The sequence below is a fragment of the Chromobacterium sp. S0633 genome (genome assembly GCF_024158805.1).
Taxonomy (GTDB): Bacteria; Pseudomonadota; Gammaproteobacteria; order Burkholderiales; family Chromobacteriaceae; genus Chromobacterium.
Genome location: NZ_JAMZGH010000014.1, coordinates 16,941 through 34,369 on the forward strand (window position 1 = coordinate 16,941; position 17,429 = coordinate 34,369).

Genomic DNA, 17,429 nt, shown 5'->3' on the forward strand with positions numbered 1-17,429 from the left:
CGCGCGCCCGCGCCTGGACTGCCGTTTCAGCGATGCACGTCGTGGGTGACGAAGGGCCGGTCCGGCGACGGCATCTCCAGCCAGTCCGGATGGCGTAGTGTGCGGCGGATGTCCTGATAGCCGCTGGCCCAGTGCGCGCGCATGGTCTGGGCGCCGAATTGATAATCCTTGTGGTGGTCTTCGTACTCCTTGTCCTGGTAGATCAGGTGTATCACCTTCAACAGCCGGCCGCAGGCCAGTTCGTGGGCGTGGCGGTAGGCCGGGTGTTCGCGTTGCGCCTCCGGCACCAGTTCCATCAGCTGCCGCAGTAAGCCGCGATAGTTCTGTTCCCGTTTCATCGTGTCGGTGATCTGCCGGGTGCGGCTGGAGTACTGGATGTCCTTCTGCCGCATCGCGATCGCCTTCATGTCCGTGGGCGGTTCGCCCTTGGCGCTCCACAGGTCCACCTGGAACACCAGCGAGTTTTTGCGCGGCTCGGTGCTCAGTATCTGCTTCAGCGGCGTATTGGACACCAGGCCGCCGTCCCAGTAGTACTCGCCGTCGATCTCCACCGCCGGAAAGCCCGGCGGCAGCGCGCCGGAAGCCATGAAATGCTCGGCGCGCAGTTTTTGGCGGGTATTGTCGAAGTAGACGAAGTTGCCGCTGCGCAGATTGACCGCGCCCACCGACACCCGCATCTGATCGCTGTCGTTGATGCGGTCGAAATCGGCGAAACGTTCCAGCGTGCCCTTCAGCGGCGAGGTGTCGTAAAGGCTGCAATTGGCGGGCGAGGGCGCGCCGCTTGGCCAGGGCGAGCGCGGCAGGAAGAAGCCGTTCTGGCCCTCGGTCAGCGCGCGCCAGGCCTCCCAGCTCGCCATCAGTCCGTTCAGCCCCGCCGGCCAATGGTGGGTGTCCAGTTGGCTGAAGGGGCTGGCCGGCAGAAACGGCGGCCGACAGATGGTGTCCCAGAAGGCGCGCAACTGCTCCACCCGCCGCTCCGGCGGGTTGCCGGCGATGATGGCGGCGTTGAGCGCGCCGATGGAAATGCCGGCCACCCAGTTGGGGTGCAGCTCGGCCTCGGCCAGGCCCTGATAGACGCCGGGCTGGTAGGAGCCCAGCGCGCCGCCGCCCTGCAGCACCAGCGCCAGCACCTGGTAGCGGTGGCCGGGCGGCAGGCTGCGGCTCTGGTACAGGCCGCCGCTCTGCGGGCAGGCGGGGTTGTGCGGCGGCGTCATTGCATATACCAGCCGTGGCTGACAATCACCGATTGTCCGGTGAGCGCGGCGCTGGGGAAGGCGGCCAGGAACAGCGCGGTCTGGGCCACGTCTTCCACCGTGGTGAACACCCCGTCCACGGTATTGCCCAGCATCACGCGCTTGATCACTTCTTCCTCGCTGATGCCCAGCTCTTTGGCCTGCTCCGGAATCTGCTTCTCCACCAGCGGCGTGCGCACGAAGCCCGGGCAGATCACGTGGGCGCGCACATTGTATTCCGCGCCTTCCTTGGCCAGCACCCGGCACAGGCCCAGCAGCGCGTGTTTGGCGGTGACGTAGGCGGATTTGAGTTTGGACGCCTCGTGGGAGTGCACCGACCCCATATAGATCACGGTGCCGCCGCGCTTGTCCTGATACATATGGCGCAGCGCGGCCTTGGTGGTGAGAAAGGCGCCGTCCACGTGGATGGCCTGCATCTTCTTCCAATCGGAAAACGAGTAGTCCACCAGCGGGTTGACGATCTGGATGCCGGCGTTGGAGATCAGGATGTCCAGCCCGCCCAGCGCGTCCACCGCCGCCTGGGTGCCGGCGTTGACGGATTCCTCATCGGTCACGTCCATCGCCACGCCCACCGCCTTGCCGCCGGCGGCCTTGATCTCTTCCGCCGCGGCCTGCGCCGCCGTCAGGTTGATGTCGGCGATGGCCACCGCCGCGCCGGCGCGGGCGTAGGTTTCCGCAATGGCTTTGCCTATGCCGCTGGCCGCGCCGGTGATCAATGCCACTTTGCCGTTCAATTGCATGCTGCTCTCCTTGTCGTCGGGTGGGGTGCGCCACGTAGCGGCTTGGCGCCGGTTTCCGCCTCGTCTCGTCCTTGCTCGCGAGACTTTGAACAGGTTCTGTAAGTACAGGCGCTTAGTTCAGGTAATCGAATTCCACTTCGCCCAGGCCCAGGGTCAGGTCGGCGACGATGTGGCGCGCCTCCACCACTTCCAGCACCGGCAGTTCCGCCACCGGGGCCAGCGCGTGGGGGAACAGCGCCAGCGCCGCCGGCCCGCTCCAGGCGCCGTGCACGGTGACGTCCTTGAGGTGAAAGCGCACCAGCTCGCAGATGCGAACGCTGCCGTCCACATGCGGGATGATCTTCAAGAGGAAGTTGGGCGTGTTGACCATGGAGCGCTGCAGCGCGCTGGCGTCCTGGGCGTGATGTTTGTAGCCCATGGTGGCGGTGGCCACCCGCACCGGGCCGTAGTCCAGTTCGCCCACCAGGGTGTCGGTGCGCACTTGCAGCCGCGGGCAGGCCAGCTTCTTGGGAAAGCCCCACAGTTCGCGGCCGCCGGCGATGGGCGGGTGGTCGTTCAGATACATCGCGTGAGTGTAATTGCCGGCCACGCCACCCAGCAGAACCGGGATCACCTGGCCGCTTTCGGTGTAGTCGCCAAAGCCGGTGGAGTCCGGCATGCGGATGAACTCGAAGTTCACCAGATCCGAGGCCGGCTGCAGCGGTTCCGGCACCGCCTCGCGCAGCTTGGCCGGATCGGTGCGATAAGTGATGATGAAGAATTCGCGATTGGTGAAGCGGTAGGGGCCGCGGGGGAAGGCGGGGTTGGTCAGCGGCATGGCGAAGGCCTGCTCGCGGATGGCGTCGATGTTCATACGTGCTGCGCTCCCTGGATGGCAAAAGGTCGCGCCGGGACGGCGCGGCCGCTGCTGCGAAAGGAGCCCGCCGGCGGAACGGCCCGACGGGCATGCGTGCATCTGGCTCCGATGGTACAGGCAAAGATCCCATACAGATAGCTTGGCGCGGCGTCGCCTGTCCATTGGGACGACGCCGCGCGCCCGGCCGCTGTCTTTCCGCTCGGCGGCAAGGAGGGCGTCGGCCACCGCGCCGCCGTGCTATGCTGTCGCCGTTGCGGCGAATGAGCCGCGGCCCGCCACCGTGCCGGCGGAGTCGGCACTTGCAGTTTTGGATGGACCGTATGAGCAAAAGCATCATTTCCGACATGGACGGAGTGATTTATCGGGGCAAGCAACTGATTCCGGGCGCGCGCGATTTCGTCAACCGCCTGACGCAGGGCGGCACGCCCTTCCTGTTTCTGACCAATAACGCGGAGCAGACGCCGCTGGATCTGAGGCTGAAGCTGGAGAGCCTGGGCATCAACGGCGTGACGGAAGACAACTTCATCACCAGCGCGATGGCCACGGCGATGTTTCTGCGCAGCCAGACGCGCAAGGCCATGCCCACCGCCTACGTGGTGGGCGGCGCCGGCCTGATCAACGAGCTGTACAAGGTGGGGTTTTCCATTTCCGAATCCCATCCGGACTACGTGGTGGTGGCCAAGTCCCAGACCTTCAGTTTCGAGCAGATCAAGAAGGCGGTGCGTTTTATCGACCAGGGCGCCAAATTCATCGGCACCAACCCGGATATGATCGATCCGATAGAGGGCGGCGGCTACGAGCCGGCCGCCGGCACGCTGCTGGCCGCCATCGAGGCCGCCACCGGCAAGAAGCCCTACATCGTGGGCAAGCCGAACTCGCTGATGATGATGCTGGCCACCCGCAAGCTGGGCGTGCATCCGGAGGAGGCGGTGATGATAGGCGACCGGATGGACACCGACATCGTCGGCGGCATAGAAGCCGGCATGGGCACCGCGCTGGTGTTGTCCGGCGTGTCGTCGCGCGAATCCATGGAGCAGTTTCCCTACCAGCCGGACTATGTGTTCGAGAGCGTGGCGGAGATTGATCCGGGGGCCTTGTAAGAGCCTGGCTACGTTCTGTTGCGCGTCGCGAGGCTTTGAACAAGCCATGGCCGGTCAGGCCGGCGTCGGACGAAAACAGGGCCGCTCCCGTTTGGGGGCGGCCCTGTTTGTTTGCCGTCTAGATCCCGCTCGGCCCGGCGAGGCGCTCAGCGCTGCTCGGCTTGGGCCGCGGCTTCCCGCAATTTGTCCTTCTTACTCTTGCGTTTGCCCTTGACGCCGCCGTTGTCGGCTGCCGGGTTCGTGGCGGCGCTCGCGGCCGCGGCCGGGCTGGCGGCGACGGGTTCGAAACCGGCGATCCGTTCGCGCGGCAGTCGCAGTTGCTGGCGTTTCTCTATCAATTGGAAATGTGCGGCGCAATCGGCGCTGACGAAGCTGATGGCCTCGCCGCTGGCGCCGGCGCGGCCGGTGCGACCGATGCGGTGGGTGTAGTCCACCGGCGAGCGCGGCAGATCGTAGTTCACCACCACCGGCAGGCGGGCGATGTCGATGCCGCGCGCGGCCACATCGGTGGCCACCAGAACTTGCAGACGGCCGGACTTGAGGTCGGCCAGCACCTGGCCGCGTTGTCCCTGGCTGCAATCGCCGTGCAGCGCGGCGGCGCGGACGCCGGCGGCCTGCAGCTTGCCGGCCACTCGGTCTGCGGTGTGGCGGCTGGCCACGAAGACCAGAGCCCGCTCCCAGCCATGGGTGTGCAGCAGATGGCGCAACAACATGGTGCGCCGGCCGGCGTCCACCTCGATGACGCGCTGGCGGATGTCCGGCGCGGCGACGTCGCCGGGCTCGATGTCGATATGCCGCGGCTGGTTCAGCAGTTGCTCCGCCAGCGCGCGCACGGCGGGCGGGAAGGTGGCGGAAAACATCAGGTTTTGCCGGTAGGGCGGCAGCTGCGCCAGCACGCGGGCCAGTTCGTCGGCGAAACCGAGGTCGAGCAGGCGGTCGGCCTCGTCCAGCACCAGGGTGTCGACGGCGGCGAGCCGCAGCGCATTGTGCGCCAGCAGGTCCAGCAGCCGGCCGGGCGTGGCCGCCACGATGTCGGCGCCGCCGCGCAAGGCCATCATCTGAGGATTGATGGAGACGCCGCCGAAGACCACGGCGATCTTGGGCCGGCGCGGCAGGCCCTGGGCCAGCTGGCGCAGGGCGTCGCCCACTTGCGCCGCCAGTTCCCTGGTGGGGAGCAGGATCAGCGTTTGCGTCTGGCGAGGCGAGGCCTGGCGGCCAGCCAGCCATTGCTGCAACAGCGGCAGGCAGTAGGCCGCGGTTTTGCCGGAACCGGTTTGCGCGGTGGCCAGCACGTCGTGGCCTTGCAAAACGGCGGGGACGGCGGCGAGCTGAACCGCGGTGGGGGCCGGGTAGCCCTGATCGCTGGCGGCCTGGGCCAGGGCGGGCGACAGGCCCAGTGAGGTGAATGACATGGATTGGCGTTGACGGCGATGTACTTGAAGCGGCAGGAGTATCGACGCTGCCCGCGGCCGGGTCAAGCGGGGCGTGGCGTCGCCGCAACGCGCGTTGCGCAGCGGGAAGTCCCGTTTGCGAGTACTATCTGGGCTCGCTATCAAGTTAAAGTCATACGCACATGCAAACAGAAGTCAAAGAGAAACCCCGCTACGCCCTGGTGGCCTCGGTCCAGTTGCCCGATGTCAGCGATGTCGAGTTCGAGGCCTCGCTCACCGAGCTGAGCGAACTGGCCAAGACCCTGGGCTTCCAAGTGGTGCGGACCTTTGTGCAAAAGCGTAACAGCTTCGACCGCACCGCCTATATGGGCGTGGGCAAGCTGGAGGAAATCAGCCAGTTCGTCAATCGCGGTCTTCGCAACGACGAGCTGGAGGACGCGCCGCCGGTCTTGGACGCCGGCACGGTGGAGATCGACGCCTTGCTGGTGGACCACGAAATCTCGCCGTCGCAGGCGCGCAATCTGGAGCTGGCCGTCGGCTGCGAGGTGATGGACCGCACCATGGTGATTCTGGAGATCTTCCACCGCAACGCCCGCTCGCGCGCGGCGCGCGCCCAGGTGGAAATCGCCCGTCTCGGTTATATGGCGCCGCGCTTGCGCGAGGCGGCCAAGCTGGCCGGGCCGCAAGGCCGGCAGCGCAGCGGCATGGGCGGGCGCGGCGCCGGTGAATCGCATACCGAGCTGGATCGCCGCAAGGTGCGCGACCGCATCGCCGAGCTGCAGCGCGAAATCGTCGCGATGGAGCTGGAGCGCAAGACCCAGCGCGCGCGCCGGCTGGAGCGCCAGGGTCAGGGCCTGGGCGGGGTGTCGCTGGTGGGCTACACCAATGCAGGCAAGTCCACGCTGATGCGCGCCTTGACCGGCAGCGAAGTGCTGGTGGCCAATAAGCTGTTCGCCACCCTGGACACCACGGTGCGCGCCATCTACCCGGAAAGCGTGCCGCGGGTGCTGGTCAGCGATACCGTGGGCTTCATCAAGAACCTGCCTCACGGTCTGGTGGCCTCGTTCAAGTCCACGCTGGAAGAAGCGCTGGACGCGGCCCTGCTGCTGCATGTGATCGACGCCAGCGACCCGGGCTTCCAGCGTCAGTTGGAAGTGACCGATGAGGTCTTGAAGGAAATCGGCGCCGACGAAGTGCCGCGCATCCGGGTGTTCAACAAGATAGACCATGTCGGCGACGCGGCCGAGCAGGCGGCCTGGGCCGCCGAGCTGCGGCAACGCTATCCGGACTGCGTGGTGATGAGCGCGCGCCACCCCGAGGAAGTGGCGGCGCTGCGCGCGCTGATTGTGGCCTTCTTCCAGCGAGATCTGGAGGAAGGCGAACTGCTGCTGCCATGGTCCGCTCAGCAACTGCGCGGCGAAATCTACAGCCACTGCCAGGTGTTGGAAGAACGCGCGGAGGAAGAGGGCAGCTGGTTCCGCGTGCGCGGCGAGCCGGACAAGCTGCGCAGCCTGCGCGAGCAGTTGAACCCCGGCTCGCAGGGGCGTCAGAAGGAGTATTGGGAAGTCTGAGAACCTGTTCAAAGCGTCGCGGGCAAGAACGAGACAAGGCGAAAACGGCTGAAGAAGCGGAATGCAAACGTGGTGCATGAGCGTTTCGATACGATATTCACCTTGTCGCGTCTTTCGGAGCACAACAGGCATTGAACAGGTTCTTAGTCTGCGAGCACGTCCCTCCCCACTCTGATTTTCGGCGCAGCGTTCGTCCTGCTGCTCAGGACCGTCCCGATAATCCAGATCCCTATCCGCTTAAGCGGATTCAATATCTTGGGCAATGGTCCCGAGCCGCAGAGATTGTTGCTTCTTTTAAAGGAACATGCCGCCGGAGGCTTCCACGCGCTGACCGTTGACCCAGGCGGCGCCGTCGCTGAGCAGGGTGGCGATGGCGCCGCCGATGTCGTCGGGGCGGCCGACGCGGCCCAGCGCGGTTTGCGCGGCGATATGGGCGTTGACCTGTTCGTTGTCGCGCACCAGGCCGCCGCCGAAGTCGGTTTCAATCGCGCCGGGGGCGATGACGTTGACCGCGATGCCGCGCGGCCCCAGCTCCTTGGCCAGGTAGCGGGTCAGCACCTCCACGCCGCCCTTCATCGCCGCGTAGGCGGCGTAGCCGGGCAGGGCGAAGCGGGTCAGACCGGTGGAGACGTTGAGAATGCGGCCGCCGTCGGCGATCAGCGGCAGCAGCGTCTGAGTCAGGAAGAACGGGCCTTTGAGCTGGATGTTCATCAGTTGGTCGAACTGCGCCTCGCTGGTGTCGGCGAAGGCGGCGTGGATGCCGATGCCGGCGTTGTTGACCAGAAAATCGAAGTCGGCGCGTCGCCATTGCTCGGCCAGCGTCTGGCGCAGCCGCTCGGCGAAGGCGGGGAAGCCGGCGCTCTGGCCGACGTCCAGCGCCAGCGCGGCGGCCTGGCCGCCCAGTGCTTGGATCTCGGCGACCACCGCCTCGGCGTCGGCGGCGCGGCTTTGGTAAGTGATGACCACGTCCACGCCCTGGCGCGCCAGGTGCAGGGCCGCGCTTTTGCCCAGGCCGCGGCTGCCGCCGGTGATGACTGCGATTTTCTTGCTCATGGGAATCTCCTGTAGGGGGCGGGTGCAGGCTTGGACCCGATGAGCTCAGTTTATTGTATGGTTTTTGATAAACAAATATGATTATTTAAATTATAGTGTTCGTATATTGATAACAATTGGCGGCGGCATGAACAAGCTGGAAGCGATGCAGATTTTTGTCCGGGTGGCCGAGTTGTCCAGCTTCACCCAGGCGGCGGACAGCTTGGGCCTGCCCAAGGCCAGCATCTCGGTGGCGGTCAAGCAGACCGAATCCTGGCTGGGCGCGCGCCTGCTGCACCGGACCACGCGCAAAGTGCAGATGACCCAGGACGGGCAGGCTTTTTACGAGCGTTGCAAGGACGTGCTGGCGGACATGGACGAGTTGCAAAGCATGTTCCAGCGCGGCGAGGAGGCGCTGGGCGGGCGGCTGAGGGTGGACATGCCCAGCGGCGTGGCGCGCTATCAGGTATTGCCGCGGCTGGACGAATTCCTGCAGCGCCACCCGCGTTTGGAGCTGGAGCTGAGCAGCACCGACCGCAAGGTGGACATCGTGCGAGAAGGTTTCGATTGCGTGCTGCGCGTGGGGGAGCTTGGCGACTCCAGCCTGGTGGCGCGGCCGCTGGGACGTTTTCGGCAGCTCAATTGCGCCAGCCCCGGCTATCTGGCGCGTTACGGCGCGCCGGCCGGCCTGGAGGACCTGGCGCGGCACCGGCTGGTTCACTACGTTTCCACCCTGGGCGCGCGCCCGGCCGGCTGGGAGTGGCGGGACGGCAACGGCAGCCATTGGCTGGCCATGGCCGGCAGCGTCATCGTCAACAACGCCGACGCCTACCAGGCCGCCTGTCTGGCCGGGCTGGGCCTGATTCAGGCGCCGGAGTCCGGCGTGCGTCATTTGCTGGACAGCGGCGAACTGGTGGAAGTGCTGCCGGACTACCGCGCCACGCCGATGCCGGTCACGCTGTTGTACGCCCACCGCCGCAACCTGCCGCGCCGGGCGCAGGTTTTCATGGATTGGCTGGCGGAGGCGCTGGCGCCGCATCTTGTGTGAATCGGGCGCAAACATGGCGGCGCAGGGGCAAGCTGCCCTATCATGGAGGCCGGTCAACCATTTTAGAACCTGTTTACGATCAGCTGCGCGTTGGCGATACGGCGTTGAAAACCCCTTCGAAATGCTCATGTACCGTGTGTACATTCCGCTTTCTCAGCGGTTTTCGCCTTGTCTCGCCTTAGCTCGCGAGATCGTAAACACGTTCTTACTTCGTCATATTCCCGCCATGATTGTTAGATCCACTTCTTCCTGGCTGCGCCTGTTGTTTGTCTGGCACGGTTCGGTGCTGCCGCGCATCATGCCGCGCCTGCTGCTGGTCTTCTTCATTTCCATCGCCGCCGCCGCCGTGCGCGGCTGGTGGCTGAGCGAACACGCGGACTCCGCGCTCAGCATTCCCGCCTTTACCTTGATGGGGGTGTCGCTGGCCATCTTCCTGGGTTTTCGCAACTCGGTCAGCTACGAGCGCTTTTGGGAGGCGCGCAAGCTGTGGGGCAGCTTGCTGATCGTCAACCGCTCGCTGGCGCGGCAGGTTCTGTCGCTGGCGCCGGACAATGCGGACGCGCGGCGTCTGATAGACGGCTGTTGCGCCTTCGCCTACGCGCTCAAGGCGCAGTTGCGCGGCGACGACGCCGACGCCCATCTGCGCCGTTTGCTGCCGGAGGAGATTCTGGACAAGGCGTTGGCGGCGCGCTTCAAGCCGGCGCTGATCCTGTCCTGGCTAGGGCAATTGGCCGCGCGCATGCGCGGCGACGGCGTGTTGGGCGATATGCAATGGCATGCGCTGGACCGTAATCTGAACTCGCTGTCGGAAGTGCTGGGCGGCTGCGAGCGCATCGCCTCCACGCCCATTCCCTTCACGTACCGGGTGCTGCTCAACCGCACCGTCACGGTGTACAGCCTGCTGTTGCCGGCCGGCCTGGTTACCAGCATAGGCTGGCTGACGCCGGCGATCGCGGTCTTCATCGCCTACACCTATCTGGCGCTGGAAGTGATAGGCGAGGAGCTGGAGGAGCCGTTTGGCAAGGAGGGCAACGATCTGCCGCTGTCCGCGCTCTGCCACGGCATCGAAGCCTCCTTGCGCGAGATGCAGGGCGAGGAAGTGGCGGCTCCGGCGCCTTCGCAGCAGGGCATTTATCTGTATTGAGCCATCGAGCCGCATAGCTTAGAACCTGTTTACGATCTAGCGGGCTAAGGCGGGGCAAGGCGTACTCATCGTGCCGCATCTCACGAAGCGCAGCAGGTCGTAAACAGGTTCTTACAGCGCGGCCAGCTCGTCCAGGCTGATGATGCGGGCTATCGTCGCCAGCTGGCGCATCGAGATCTGATGCTCTTCCTCGCTGACGGCGGCGCAGCCGTCCTCCAGCACCAGCACCTGGTAATCGCGGTCGTGAGCGTCGCGCGCGGCGGCCTGCACCGCCCAAGTGCTGCTGACGCCGGACAGGATCAGGCGTTCGATGCGATGGGCGCGCAGCACCGCTTCCAGCGAGGTGGCGTAGAAGGCGCTGACGCGCGGCTTGATCACGATGGCGTCTTCCGGCCTTACGTCCAGCTCCGGGTGGAAGGCGGTGCCGGGGCCGGACAGATCCAGCGCGCCGAATTCGTGAGCGCGGCCGAACAGCGGCGAGGCCTTGGGTTGTTCCACATAGGAGGGCGCGAAGCCCACTTTCACCTGCGCCACCAGCCAGCGGCGGCGGCGCGCCTCGGCGATAGCCTGGTTGGCGGCGGCGATGACGCCGCGTTGACGCGCGTGCTCGGCGCAGCGGGCGACCTTGCCACCGTCCATCATGATGTCGCGGATATAGTCCAGTCCGATAAAAGCGGTGTTCATCGCTGAGTTCCTTATGGCGTATTGATCAAGACCGGCGAACGGCCGGCGTTTCTGTTGCGGCCAGTTCCGCCAGCAGCTCGCCGGCGGCGAGCAGCAGTTCCAGGCGCTGCGGCGGCAGTCCGGCCAGCGCGGCGCGCAGCCAGTCGTCTTTGCGCAGGCGGTGAGCGTCAAGGACCTGGCGGCCGGCGCCGCTCAGGCGAATCCGGACTTTGCGGCCGTCTTCGGGGTCGCCGGCGCGCAGAATCAGGCCGCCGGCGTCGAGTTCGCGCAGCAGGCTGGCCAGGTTGGAACTGCGCAGCTTTTCCGCGCGGGCCAGCGCAGACGGCGTTGCGGCGCCGTCCGCGCGTTCGATGCTGGCCAGCAGCGAAAGCTGGGCAAACGGCAGTTCGTCGTCCTGGGCCTCCTGGCGCAAGCGGCGCGTCAAGGCCATCAGTTGCAGGCGCAGCCGGGACACGGCCTCCGCCGGGATCGATGAGTTAGGCATTTTTCTATTTTAACATAGCTATGTTTGTATAGATAAATCGGCGAGAAAACGGCGCCGCCAGCGACGCCGAGGCCGGCTCTAGCCTTGTTTCTGACAGTTGCTCATCCAGCGTATGCCGAAGCGGTCCACCAGCATGCCGAAGCGGGCGCCCCAGAAGGCGTCGTGCAGCGGCTCGTTGATCTGGCCGCCCTGGGCCAGGGCTTCAAAGATCGCGGTCTGCTCCGCCTCGCTGTCCAGCATGAAATTCAGCGTGATGTTTTCACCGATGGCGGGCGTGCGGCCCGGCATGCCGTCGGAGGCCATGAAATGAACGCCTTCGGCTTTGAACTCGGCGTGCAGAATCTTGTTCTTGGCCTCGTCCGGGCTGGGGAAGTCCGCGTCGCCGAAGCGCATCAGCGCCACGATTTCTCCGTTGAAGCATTGGCGGTAGAAGGCCAGCGCCTGTTCGCACTGGCCGTGGAAGTTGATGTAGGGCAGCAGGGTTTTCATCAGGGAGACTCCTGGTGGGTGGGGAGGGGCGGCCGTGTTTCAGGCTTGCAGGCATTGCCGCAGCGCATTGTTGACGGCTTCCACCGTTGCCGGCCGGGTCAGGCGAGCGGTTTCCTGGCCGTGGCGCAGGAAAATCAGCGTAGGCCACAGCTTGACGCGGTAGCTGCGTCCCAGGCGGCGGCCCGGCCCGTCTTCGATTTGCAAATGACGGACGTCGGGATAGGCCGCCAAGGCTTGTCGAATCAGAGGCTGAGCCGCCTGGCAGTGGCCGCACCAGGGCGCGCCGAATTCCAGCACGGTGACGCCGGGCTGGGCATCCAGTTCGGCGCGTTCCGGCGCCGGGTCGCGATAAAGCTTGTCCATGGTCAGGCTGGGGCAAGGGTGGATTTTAAATATGCCAAAGGACTTGCGTATTTGCCAGCGCCGTGATGAGAGGGCTGGCGGGGCGGGCTTGCCAAAGCCGGGCAAAACCGCGACGATGCAGGCCGTTTCATCAATGGCTCGGGGTTTGAACTCATGAAATCGCGCAATGTTTCCGGCGGCTTGGTGTATTCCACCGAACACGGCCGCATGTGTCCGCAGTGCGGCTTTGCCGTCGCCCAATGCCAATGCGGCAAGCAGGAGGCGCCGGCCGGCGACGGCGTGGTGCGGGTGCGCAGGGAAACCAAGGGCCGCAACGGCAAGGCGGTCACCGTGATTCAGGGCGCGCCGTTGAACGCGCTGGAACTGGCGCAGCTGGGCAAACAGCTGAAAAACGCCTGCGGCAGCGGCGGCACGGTCAAGGACGGCGTCATCGAGATCCAGGGCGATCATTGCGAGCAGGTGCAGGGTTTGCTCAAGCAGCGCGGCTGGACGGTGAAGCGCGCCGGCGGCTAGACGCGCTCCAAAGCCTGTAGCGCCTTGTCGGAGACGAGGCGGCGGGCATGTTTTTGAAATGTTCATCACCGTACGGCCCTGCCGCTTTTTCAGCGGCAGGGCCTTGTCTCGCGCTGGCTTGCGAGGTTTTGGAACAGCGGCTTGGGATTGAGCCGGAATGAAAAAGCCCGCGGCGTGCCGCGGGCGGGGCGGGGCGATGGGGCTTAGGCCGGCTGCGCCTGCCGCTGCGGGCTGGGGCTGAGCGGCGTCCGTCGCTGCAGCTCGGCGGCGAATTGCGCGCCGAATTGTTCCAGATATTGGCGTTGCAGCAGGCATTCATGCGGCGCGTTCACCTCGTACTCAATCAGCTTGCCGGAGACGTAAGGCTGCCAGAGCGACGGTTGCTGGTCTTCGGGGCGCAGGATGTCGGTGGTGGCGCGGATGAAGATCAGGTCGCCGTCGTAACGCTGGTAGCGGCAGCGGGCGAGCAGCTCCAGCATCAGCTTGGAGTCGTTCACCAGCCGGGTCAGAAACTCCTCGCCGACCTGGCTGCCGCCCAGCGCTTCTTCCATTGCGCTCTTCAGCCCCTTGATGCCGGCGCGCGGCGCGCCGACGATGGCCCGGGTCATGCGGGTGATGATGGTGGCGTCGTCCAGTTTCAGCGAGGCCGGCCCGCCCTGCAGCGGATAGCTGTCGAACATGCACAGGAAGCTGACTTCGTGGCCGTCGGCCTGCAGCATGGCGGCCAGGCGCAGCGCCAGATTGCCGCCCACCGACCAGCCCGCCAGCTGATACGGCCCCTGCGGCTGCACCGCCTGGATGCGTTGCCGGTACTCCTCCGCCAGTTCGTCCAGCGATTCGACGACGCGTTCCGGGTCGCGCAGTATCGGCGACTGGATGGCGTACAGCGGCTGGTCCTCGGGCAGGAAGGGCAGCAGGCCGGCATAGGGCCAGGCGATGCCGCCGCCCGGGTGAATGCAGAACAGCGGCGGGCGGCCGCCCTGGGCGCGCAGCGGCAACATGGCGTCGAAAGGATCGCTGAAAGCGGCGGGCCGTTGCAGGCGCAGGGCCAGCTGGCGCGGCGTGGGGGCGGCCAGGAAGTCGGCGATGCCCAGCGAGACGCCGAAGGTTTCCCTGACCCGGTTGATCAGTTGCAGCCCCAGCAGCGAATGGCCGCCCAGCGCGAAGAAGTTCTGATTGGCGTAGACCTCGCCGCATTCCAGCGCCGTTGCGAACAAGCGGCACATGATTTCCTCTTCAGGCGTGCGCGGCGGAGCCTGTTCGCCGTCGTCCAGCAGCGTCGGCGTCGGCAGCTCGCCGGTGGCCAGCTTGCCGTTGGGCGTCAGCGGGAAGACGGGCACCACCATGATGACGCTGGGGATCATATGATGAGGCAATTGCCGGCTCAGTGCCTGTTTCAGGCCTTCGCTGTCCAGGTCCAGCTGTTGGTTGGCCACATAGCCGACGATGGCCGGACCGTGGGGCAGGTTCCGCAGCAAGGCGACGGCGTCCTCTACGCCGCCGCAGCCCAGCAGGGCGTTCTTGATTTCGTCCAGCTCGATGCGCAGCCCGCGCAGCTTGATTTGATTGTCCTGGCGGCCCTGATAGTGGATGCGGCCGGCGTGGTCGAAGAACACGCGATCGCCGGCCCGGTACATGGTGTCGGCTGGGTCCAGCAAATCGGGAACGAAGCCTTTGGCCGTCAGCTCCGGACTGTTGCGGTAACCCCGGGCCACGCCGGGGCCGCCGATGAACAGATCGCCCCAGGCGCCGGGCGGCAGCAGCCGCTGCCGCGGGTCCACCACATAGAGCCGGGTATTGGCGGTGGCGGGCCCGATGGACAGGTCGCCGTCGCCGTAGTCGGCGTTGATCGAGGTGGCGAAGGAGGTTTCGGTCGGTCCGTAGACATTGAGCAGGCGGCAGTGGGAGAAGCGCGCCAGCAGCGCCGGCGTGCAAGGCTCGCCGCCCAGCATCAGGACGGTGTCTTGCGGGAAGTCCTCGGTCTGGTGGTAGGCCAGCAGGCTGGGCGTCATGACCACGAGCTTGATGTTTTCCCGTTTGACCAGCGCGGCCAGCGGTTTGCCGGGCGCGCTGGCGACTTTGTCGCAGATGACCAGGGTGGCGCCGGCCAGCAGCGTCATCATGATTTCCAGCACTGACATGTCGAAGCCGGCGGCGATGAATTGCAGCACGCGCTGGCCGGCTTGCAGCCCCGCCGCCCGGATGGCGGTGTCGGCGATGGGCACCAGGTTGCGGTGGCTCACTTCCACGCCCTTGGGCTTGCCGGTGGAGCCGGAGGTGTAGATCAAATAGCCGGGCGCGGCGGGGTCTACGCGGGGAAGCGGTAGGGCGGCCGGCGGCAGCGCGTCCAACGCCGCGGCGTCCAGGAGCAGCTGTTTTTCCGGCGCGATCCCTGCCTTGACGGCGCCGCCGCCGGCGACGATGACCGCAGCCGGCGAGGCGTCGGCCAGAATGTATTCGATGCGGGCTTCCGGCAGGTCGGGGTCCACCGGCACATAGCCGGCGCCCAGCTTGAACAGCGCAACGGCCGCGACCGCCCACTCTATGTTGCGCGATACGATGACGGCGACATCGTCCCCGGGCCGCACGCCGCGCGTCAGCAGCAGGCTGGCCAGGCGGTTGGCGCGCTCGTCCAGCTCGGCGTAGCTGAGTTCGCGCTCTCCCTGGCGCAGCGCCGGCCGATGGGCGTGGCTTAGCGCAGAGGCGGCGAAGGCGTCGGCGAAGACCGGTTGCGCGTCGGCGCGCGCCGGCAGCAGATAGCGGCGTTCTCGTTCGCCCGGCAGCAGCAGTTGGTAATCCGCGGCGAGGGTTTCCGGGTTGGCGACGAAATGCTCGAGCAGCAGGATCATCCGCTGATAGTGCAGTTCCAGCGCCTCTAGCGGGTAGAGATCGGCGTTGGCGTTGAAGCCTATCTCCAGCCGCCCGTCGGCGTTACGGTCGAAAATGTCGATGCCGAGATGATTGGCCGGACCGTTGGCGACATTCTGCACCGTGGCTTCGCAGCCGTCGAAGCTCACTTCCTGGTCATAAGCCACGATATTGAGCAGGGTGTTGAACAGCGGCTTGTGACCGCGTTCCGCGTACAGGTCGCGGATCATGGCCTCCGAGCGGTAGCCCTGATGCAGCAGATGGCGGCGCAGCTGGCGCTGGATGTCCGCCGCAACCGACAGCACCGTGGCGTCCGGCGCGAAGGAGATGCGCAGCGGCAGGATGTTGGCCACCATGGCCGGAATCTCGCGCAGGGCTTTCAGCTGACGGGCCGCCACCGGCATGCCCACCGCCAGTTCGCTCTGGCCGGTCATGCGGTGCAGATAGGTGGCGCAGGCCGCCAGCAGCAGGCTGGACAGACGCAGGCGGTGTTGGCCGGCGGTTTCCCGCAGCCCGTCCACCGCCGCGCCGGAGAAGGCCTTGCGCAGGCGGTTCAGCTTGCGCAGGGGCGCGTCGCCGGGGACCAGTTGAGTGGCGTCGGGCAGGTCCAGGCAGTATTGGCGCCAGTAAGACTGGTCCTTGAGATAGGACTCGCTCTGGCGATAGGCCTGCTCCGCCTCGAACACCTGGCTCAGCGGCTGCGCCGGCAGCGCTTCGATGGCTTCGCCGCGCGCCAGCCGGACATAGCAATCGGTGATGTGCTTGAACAGGATGGCGTGGCCGAAACCGTCCACCACCAGATGGGAGCCCAGCTCTATCATGCGGTGGCGACGGTCGCTCAGTTTGACGATCAGATAGCGGATCAGCGGTTGTCGGGCCAGGTCCATATCGTCGGCCAGCAAGCCGTTCAGCATGGCGGCGTAGGCCTGCTCGGGGTCCGCTTCGGCCGATAGGTCGCGCCAGGAGAAATAGGCGTCGTGCAATTCGGGGCGCAGGTGCTGCCGGTATTGGCCGGTGACCGCGTCCGTTTCGAAGGCGGCGCGCAGGGTTTCCACTTGTCTGCACACGGTCTTGATGGCCTGTTCCAGCAGCGGGGCCTGCAAGTCGCCGGTGAATTCGATCACATCGCACAGGTGATAATGGAGATTACGGCCTTCCTGGCCGATGGCCAGGCAGACTTCCTGCTGGGCGGCGCTCAGCGGGCAGATCGATTTATCGTCTAGCATAATGTTTCCAATATAGTTTTTACAGTTGTTGATATTTATTTAAAATAAAGTTAAGGGCGAATGAAGGCGCGACAAAAAAGAAGGACGCGTCGCCGCTATCGTTGCGGCTTTAGTACGGGATGGGTTTTACGGGCGGCGGAAAGGCCCGGAGAGGGGCGGGTCGGTTGGCGACGCCGTGGATTGGCGTGGCTGACGGAGTACGGTGCGCGATGCGGCGTTTTTCATGGGTGCCCTGCACATGTCGTATAAGACAGGCCGAATATGTCGTTTTGATAATACGTGGAAATTATATCAATATGGCATGAAATTGACACAGTAAAATTCACTCGACATATGTCGGCGAAGTGGATTTGTCTCATTTGTGCAAACGCACATTTTGAGAGCGTCGATATCGGCTCAAGTACAGCCAAAGCTAGACACGGCAGGCGCTTAATGTTCCGAGATAGTACGATGCGGCGCAGCACGCTGCGCCTTGGCTTGGCGGCGGACTGGGGCGGCGGGAGGGCGATGCATGCCGATTGGCGAACAGAGGAGGACGCTGACGCGCTTGCCAGCGCGGCGTTCAAGTCCGGCTTGCCTCCGGTCCGGATAAGCGGGGCGGGCGGGGGTTAGGCGAAACAGCAAAGAAAAAGACCGAAACCCGGCGCCATCCGCTGACGGCGCCCTG

The 17,429-nt window shown here is 65.6% G+C and carries 15 protein-coding genes; 5 read left to right on the forward strand and 10 right to left on the reverse strand.

Annotated features, from left to right (window positions below; translation table 11 throughout):
- Window positions 1–26 precede the first annotated feature (26 nt).
- The 3 genes from NK214_RS10390 to NK214_RS10400 form a co-directional block, all read right to left on the reverse strand.
- On the reverse strand, window positions 27–1,214 hold the full coding sequence (locus NK214_RS10390; RefSeq protein ID WP_107799722.1) for a patatin-like phospholipase family protein: 1,188 nt from the start codon (window positions 1,212–1,214) through the stop codon (window positions 27–29).
- Window positions 1,211–1,993 carry a 3-hydroxybutyrate dehydrogenase gene (locus NK214_RS10395; protein ID WP_253314415.1) on the reverse strand — a complete coding sequence of 261 codons (783 nt, stop codon included), beginning with the start codon at window positions 1,991–1,993 and terminating at the stop codon, window positions 1,211–1,213. The genes NK214_RS10390 and NK214_RS10395 overlap by 4 nt, the downstream gene beginning before the upstream one ends.
- A 112-nt stretch (window positions 1,994–2,105) precedes the next feature.
- Window positions 2,106–2,846 carry an acetoacetate decarboxylase gene (locus tag NK214_RS10400; RefSeq protein WP_107799720.1) on the reverse strand — a complete coding sequence of 247 codons (741 nt, stop codon included), beginning with the start codon at window positions 2,844–2,846 and terminating at the stop codon, window positions 2,106–2,108.
- A gap of 323 nt (window positions 2,847–3,169) precedes the next feature.
- Between NK214_RS10400 and NK214_RS10405 the strand changes: the two genes are divergently transcribed.
- A complete protein-coding gene (locus tag NK214_RS10405) occupies window positions 3,170–3,949 on the forward strand; it encodes an HAD-IIA family hydrolase (protein ID WP_107799719.1) in 780 nt (259 codons plus the stop codon).
- Window positions 3,950–4,095: 146 nt separating this feature from the next.
- On the opposite strand, the gene NK214_RS10410 is transcribed toward NK214_RS10405, so the two are convergent.
- Entirely contained in the window at window positions 4,096–5,361 is a 1,266-nt protein-coding gene (locus NK214_RS10410; RefSeq protein ID WP_253314416.1) for a DEAD/DEAH box helicase, read from the reverse strand.
- Between the two features lie 161 nt (window positions 5,362–5,522).
- Between NK214_RS10410 and hflX the strand changes: the two genes are divergently transcribed.
- Window positions 5,523–6,911, forward strand: a complete 1,389-nt coding sequence (gene hflX / locus NK214_RS10415) for a GTPase HflX (RefSeq protein ID WP_253314417.1) — start codon at window positions 5,523–5,525, stop codon at window positions 6,909–6,911.
- A gap of 294 nt (window positions 6,912–7,205) precedes the next feature.
- Here hflX and NK214_RS10420 read toward each other — a convergent pair whose 3' ends face one another.
- Complete coding sequence (locus tag NK214_RS10420) at window positions 7,206–7,964, reverse strand: SDR family NAD(P)-dependent oxidoreductase (protein ID WP_253314418.1); 759 nt, start codon at window positions 7,962–7,964, stop codon at window positions 7,206–7,208.
- Between the two features lie 127 nt (window positions 7,965–8,091).
- Here NK214_RS10420 and NK214_RS10425 point away from each other — a divergent pair, with 127 nt between their 5' ends.
- Together NK214_RS10425 and NK214_RS10430 are read left to right on the forward strand one after the other, a co-directional pair.
- On the forward strand, window positions 8,092–8,991 hold the full coding sequence (locus tag NK214_RS10425; RefSeq protein ID WP_253314419.1) for a LysR family transcriptional regulator: 900 nt from the start codon (window positions 8,092–8,094) through the stop codon (window positions 8,989–8,991).
- A 226-nt stretch (window positions 8,992–9,217) separates the two neighbouring features.
- Complete coding sequence (locus NK214_RS10430; RefSeq protein WP_107800197.1) at window positions 9,218–10,135, forward strand: bestrophin family protein; 918 nt, start codon at window positions 9,218–9,220, stop codon at window positions 10,133–10,135.
- 111 nt (window positions 10,136–10,246) lie between these two features.
- Here NK214_RS10430 and NK214_RS10435 read toward each other — a convergent pair whose 3' ends face one another.
- The 4 genes from NK214_RS10435 to NK214_RS10450 form a co-directional block, all read right to left on the reverse strand.
- On the reverse strand, window positions 10,247–10,819 hold the full coding sequence (locus NK214_RS10435) for an isochorismatase family cysteine hydrolase (RefSeq protein ID WP_253314420.1): 573 nt from the start codon (window positions 10,817–10,819) through the stop codon (window positions 10,247–10,249).
- 25 nt (window positions 10,820–10,844) lie between these two features.
- Window positions 10,845–11,303: a MarR family winged helix-turn-helix transcriptional regulator gene (locus NK214_RS10440; protein WP_253314421.1), complete on the reverse strand. Its 459-nt coding sequence runs from the start codon at window positions 11,301–11,303 to the stop codon at window positions 10,845–10,847.
- A gap of 78 nt (window positions 11,304–11,381) precedes the next feature.
- A complete protein-coding gene (locus NK214_RS10445; RefSeq protein ID WP_253314422.1) occupies window positions 11,382–11,792 on the reverse strand; it encodes a VOC family protein in 411 nt (136 codons plus the stop codon).
- A gap of 39 nt (window positions 11,793–11,831) precedes the next feature.
- The gene (locus NK214_RS10450) at window positions 11,832–12,155 is read right to left on the reverse strand and encodes a thioredoxin family protein (protein ID WP_107800193.1); all 324 of its coding nucleotides are present in this window, start codon (window positions 12,153–12,155) and stop codon (window positions 11,832–11,834) included.
- A 153-nt stretch (window positions 12,156–12,308) separates the two neighbouring features.
- On the opposite strand from NK214_RS10450, the gene NK214_RS10455 reads away from it, so the two are divergent.
- Complete coding sequence (locus tag NK214_RS10455) at window positions 12,309–12,668, forward strand: translation initiation factor Sui1 (protein ID WP_107800192.1); 360 nt, start codon at window positions 12,309–12,311, stop codon at window positions 12,666–12,668.
- A 203-nt stretch (window positions 12,669–12,871) separates the two neighbouring features.
- Here the strand turns inward: NK214_RS10455 and NK214_RS10460 are convergent, their stop codons facing one another.
- Window positions 12,872–16,762, reverse strand: coding sequence for an amino acid adenylation domain-containing protein (locus NK214_RS10460; protein ID WP_253314423.1), 3,891 nt, complete (start codon window positions 16,760–16,762; stop codon window positions 12,872–12,874).
- Between the last annotated feature and the right edge of the window lie 667 nt (window positions 16,763–17,429).

Coding starts and splice junctions, on each gene's coding strand:
- NK214_RS10430 (WP_107800197.1), top strand. CDS start 9,218: ATGATTGTTAGATCCACTTCTTCCTGGCTGCGCCTGTTGTTTGTCTGG.
- NK214_RS10405 (WP_107799719.1), top strand. CDS start 3,170: ATGAGCAAAAGCATCATTTCCGACATGGACGGAGTGATTTATCGGGGC.
- NK214_RS10440 (WP_253314421.1), bottom strand. CDS start 11,303: ATGCCTAACTCATCGATCCCGGCGGAGGCCGTGTCCCGGCTGCGCCTG.
- NK214_RS10435 (WP_253314420.1), bottom strand. CDS start 10,819: ATGAACACCGCTTTTATCGGACTGGACTATATCCGCGACATCATGATG.
- NK214_RS10425 (WP_253314419.1), top strand. CDS start 8,092: ATGAACAAGCTGGAAGCGATGCAGATTTTTGTCCGGGTGGCCGAGTTG.
- NK214_RS10420 (WP_253314418.1), bottom strand. CDS start 7,964: ATGAGCAAGAAAATCGCAGTCATCACCGGCGGCAGCCGCGGCCTGGGC.
- NK214_RS10410 (WP_253314416.1), bottom strand. CDS start 5,361: ATGTCATTCACCTCACTGGGCCTGTCGCCCGCCCTGGCCCAGGCCGCC.
- NK214_RS10400 (WP_107799720.1), bottom strand. CDS start 2,846: ATGAACATCGACGCCATCCGCGAGCAGGCCTTCGCCATGCCGCTGACC.
- NK214_RS10455 (WP_107800192.1), top strand. CDS start 12,309: ATGAAATCGCGCAATGTTTCCGGCGGCTTGGTGTATTCCACCGAACAC.
- hflX (WP_253314417.1), top strand. CDS start 5,523: ATGCAAACAGAAGTCAAAGAGAAACCCCGCTACGCCCTGGTGGCCTCG.
- NK214_RS10395 (WP_253314415.1), bottom strand. CDS start 1,993: ATGCAATTGAACGGCAAAGTGGCATTGATCACCGGCGCGGCCAGCGGC.
- NK214_RS10390 (WP_107799722.1), bottom strand. CDS start 1,214: ATGACGCCGCCGCACAACCCCGCCTGCCCGCAGAGCGGCGGCCTGTAC.
- NK214_RS10450 (WP_107800193.1), bottom strand. CDS start 12,155: ATGGACAAGCTTTATCGCGACCCGGCGCCGGAACGCGCCGAACTGGAT.
- NK214_RS10445 (WP_253314422.1), bottom strand. CDS start 11,792: ATGAAAACCCTGCTGCCCTACATCAACTTCCACGGCCAGTGCGAACAG.
- NK214_RS10460 (WP_253314423.1), bottom strand. CDS start 16,762: ATGCTAGACGATAAATCGATCTGCCCGCTGAGCGCCGCCCAGCAGGAA.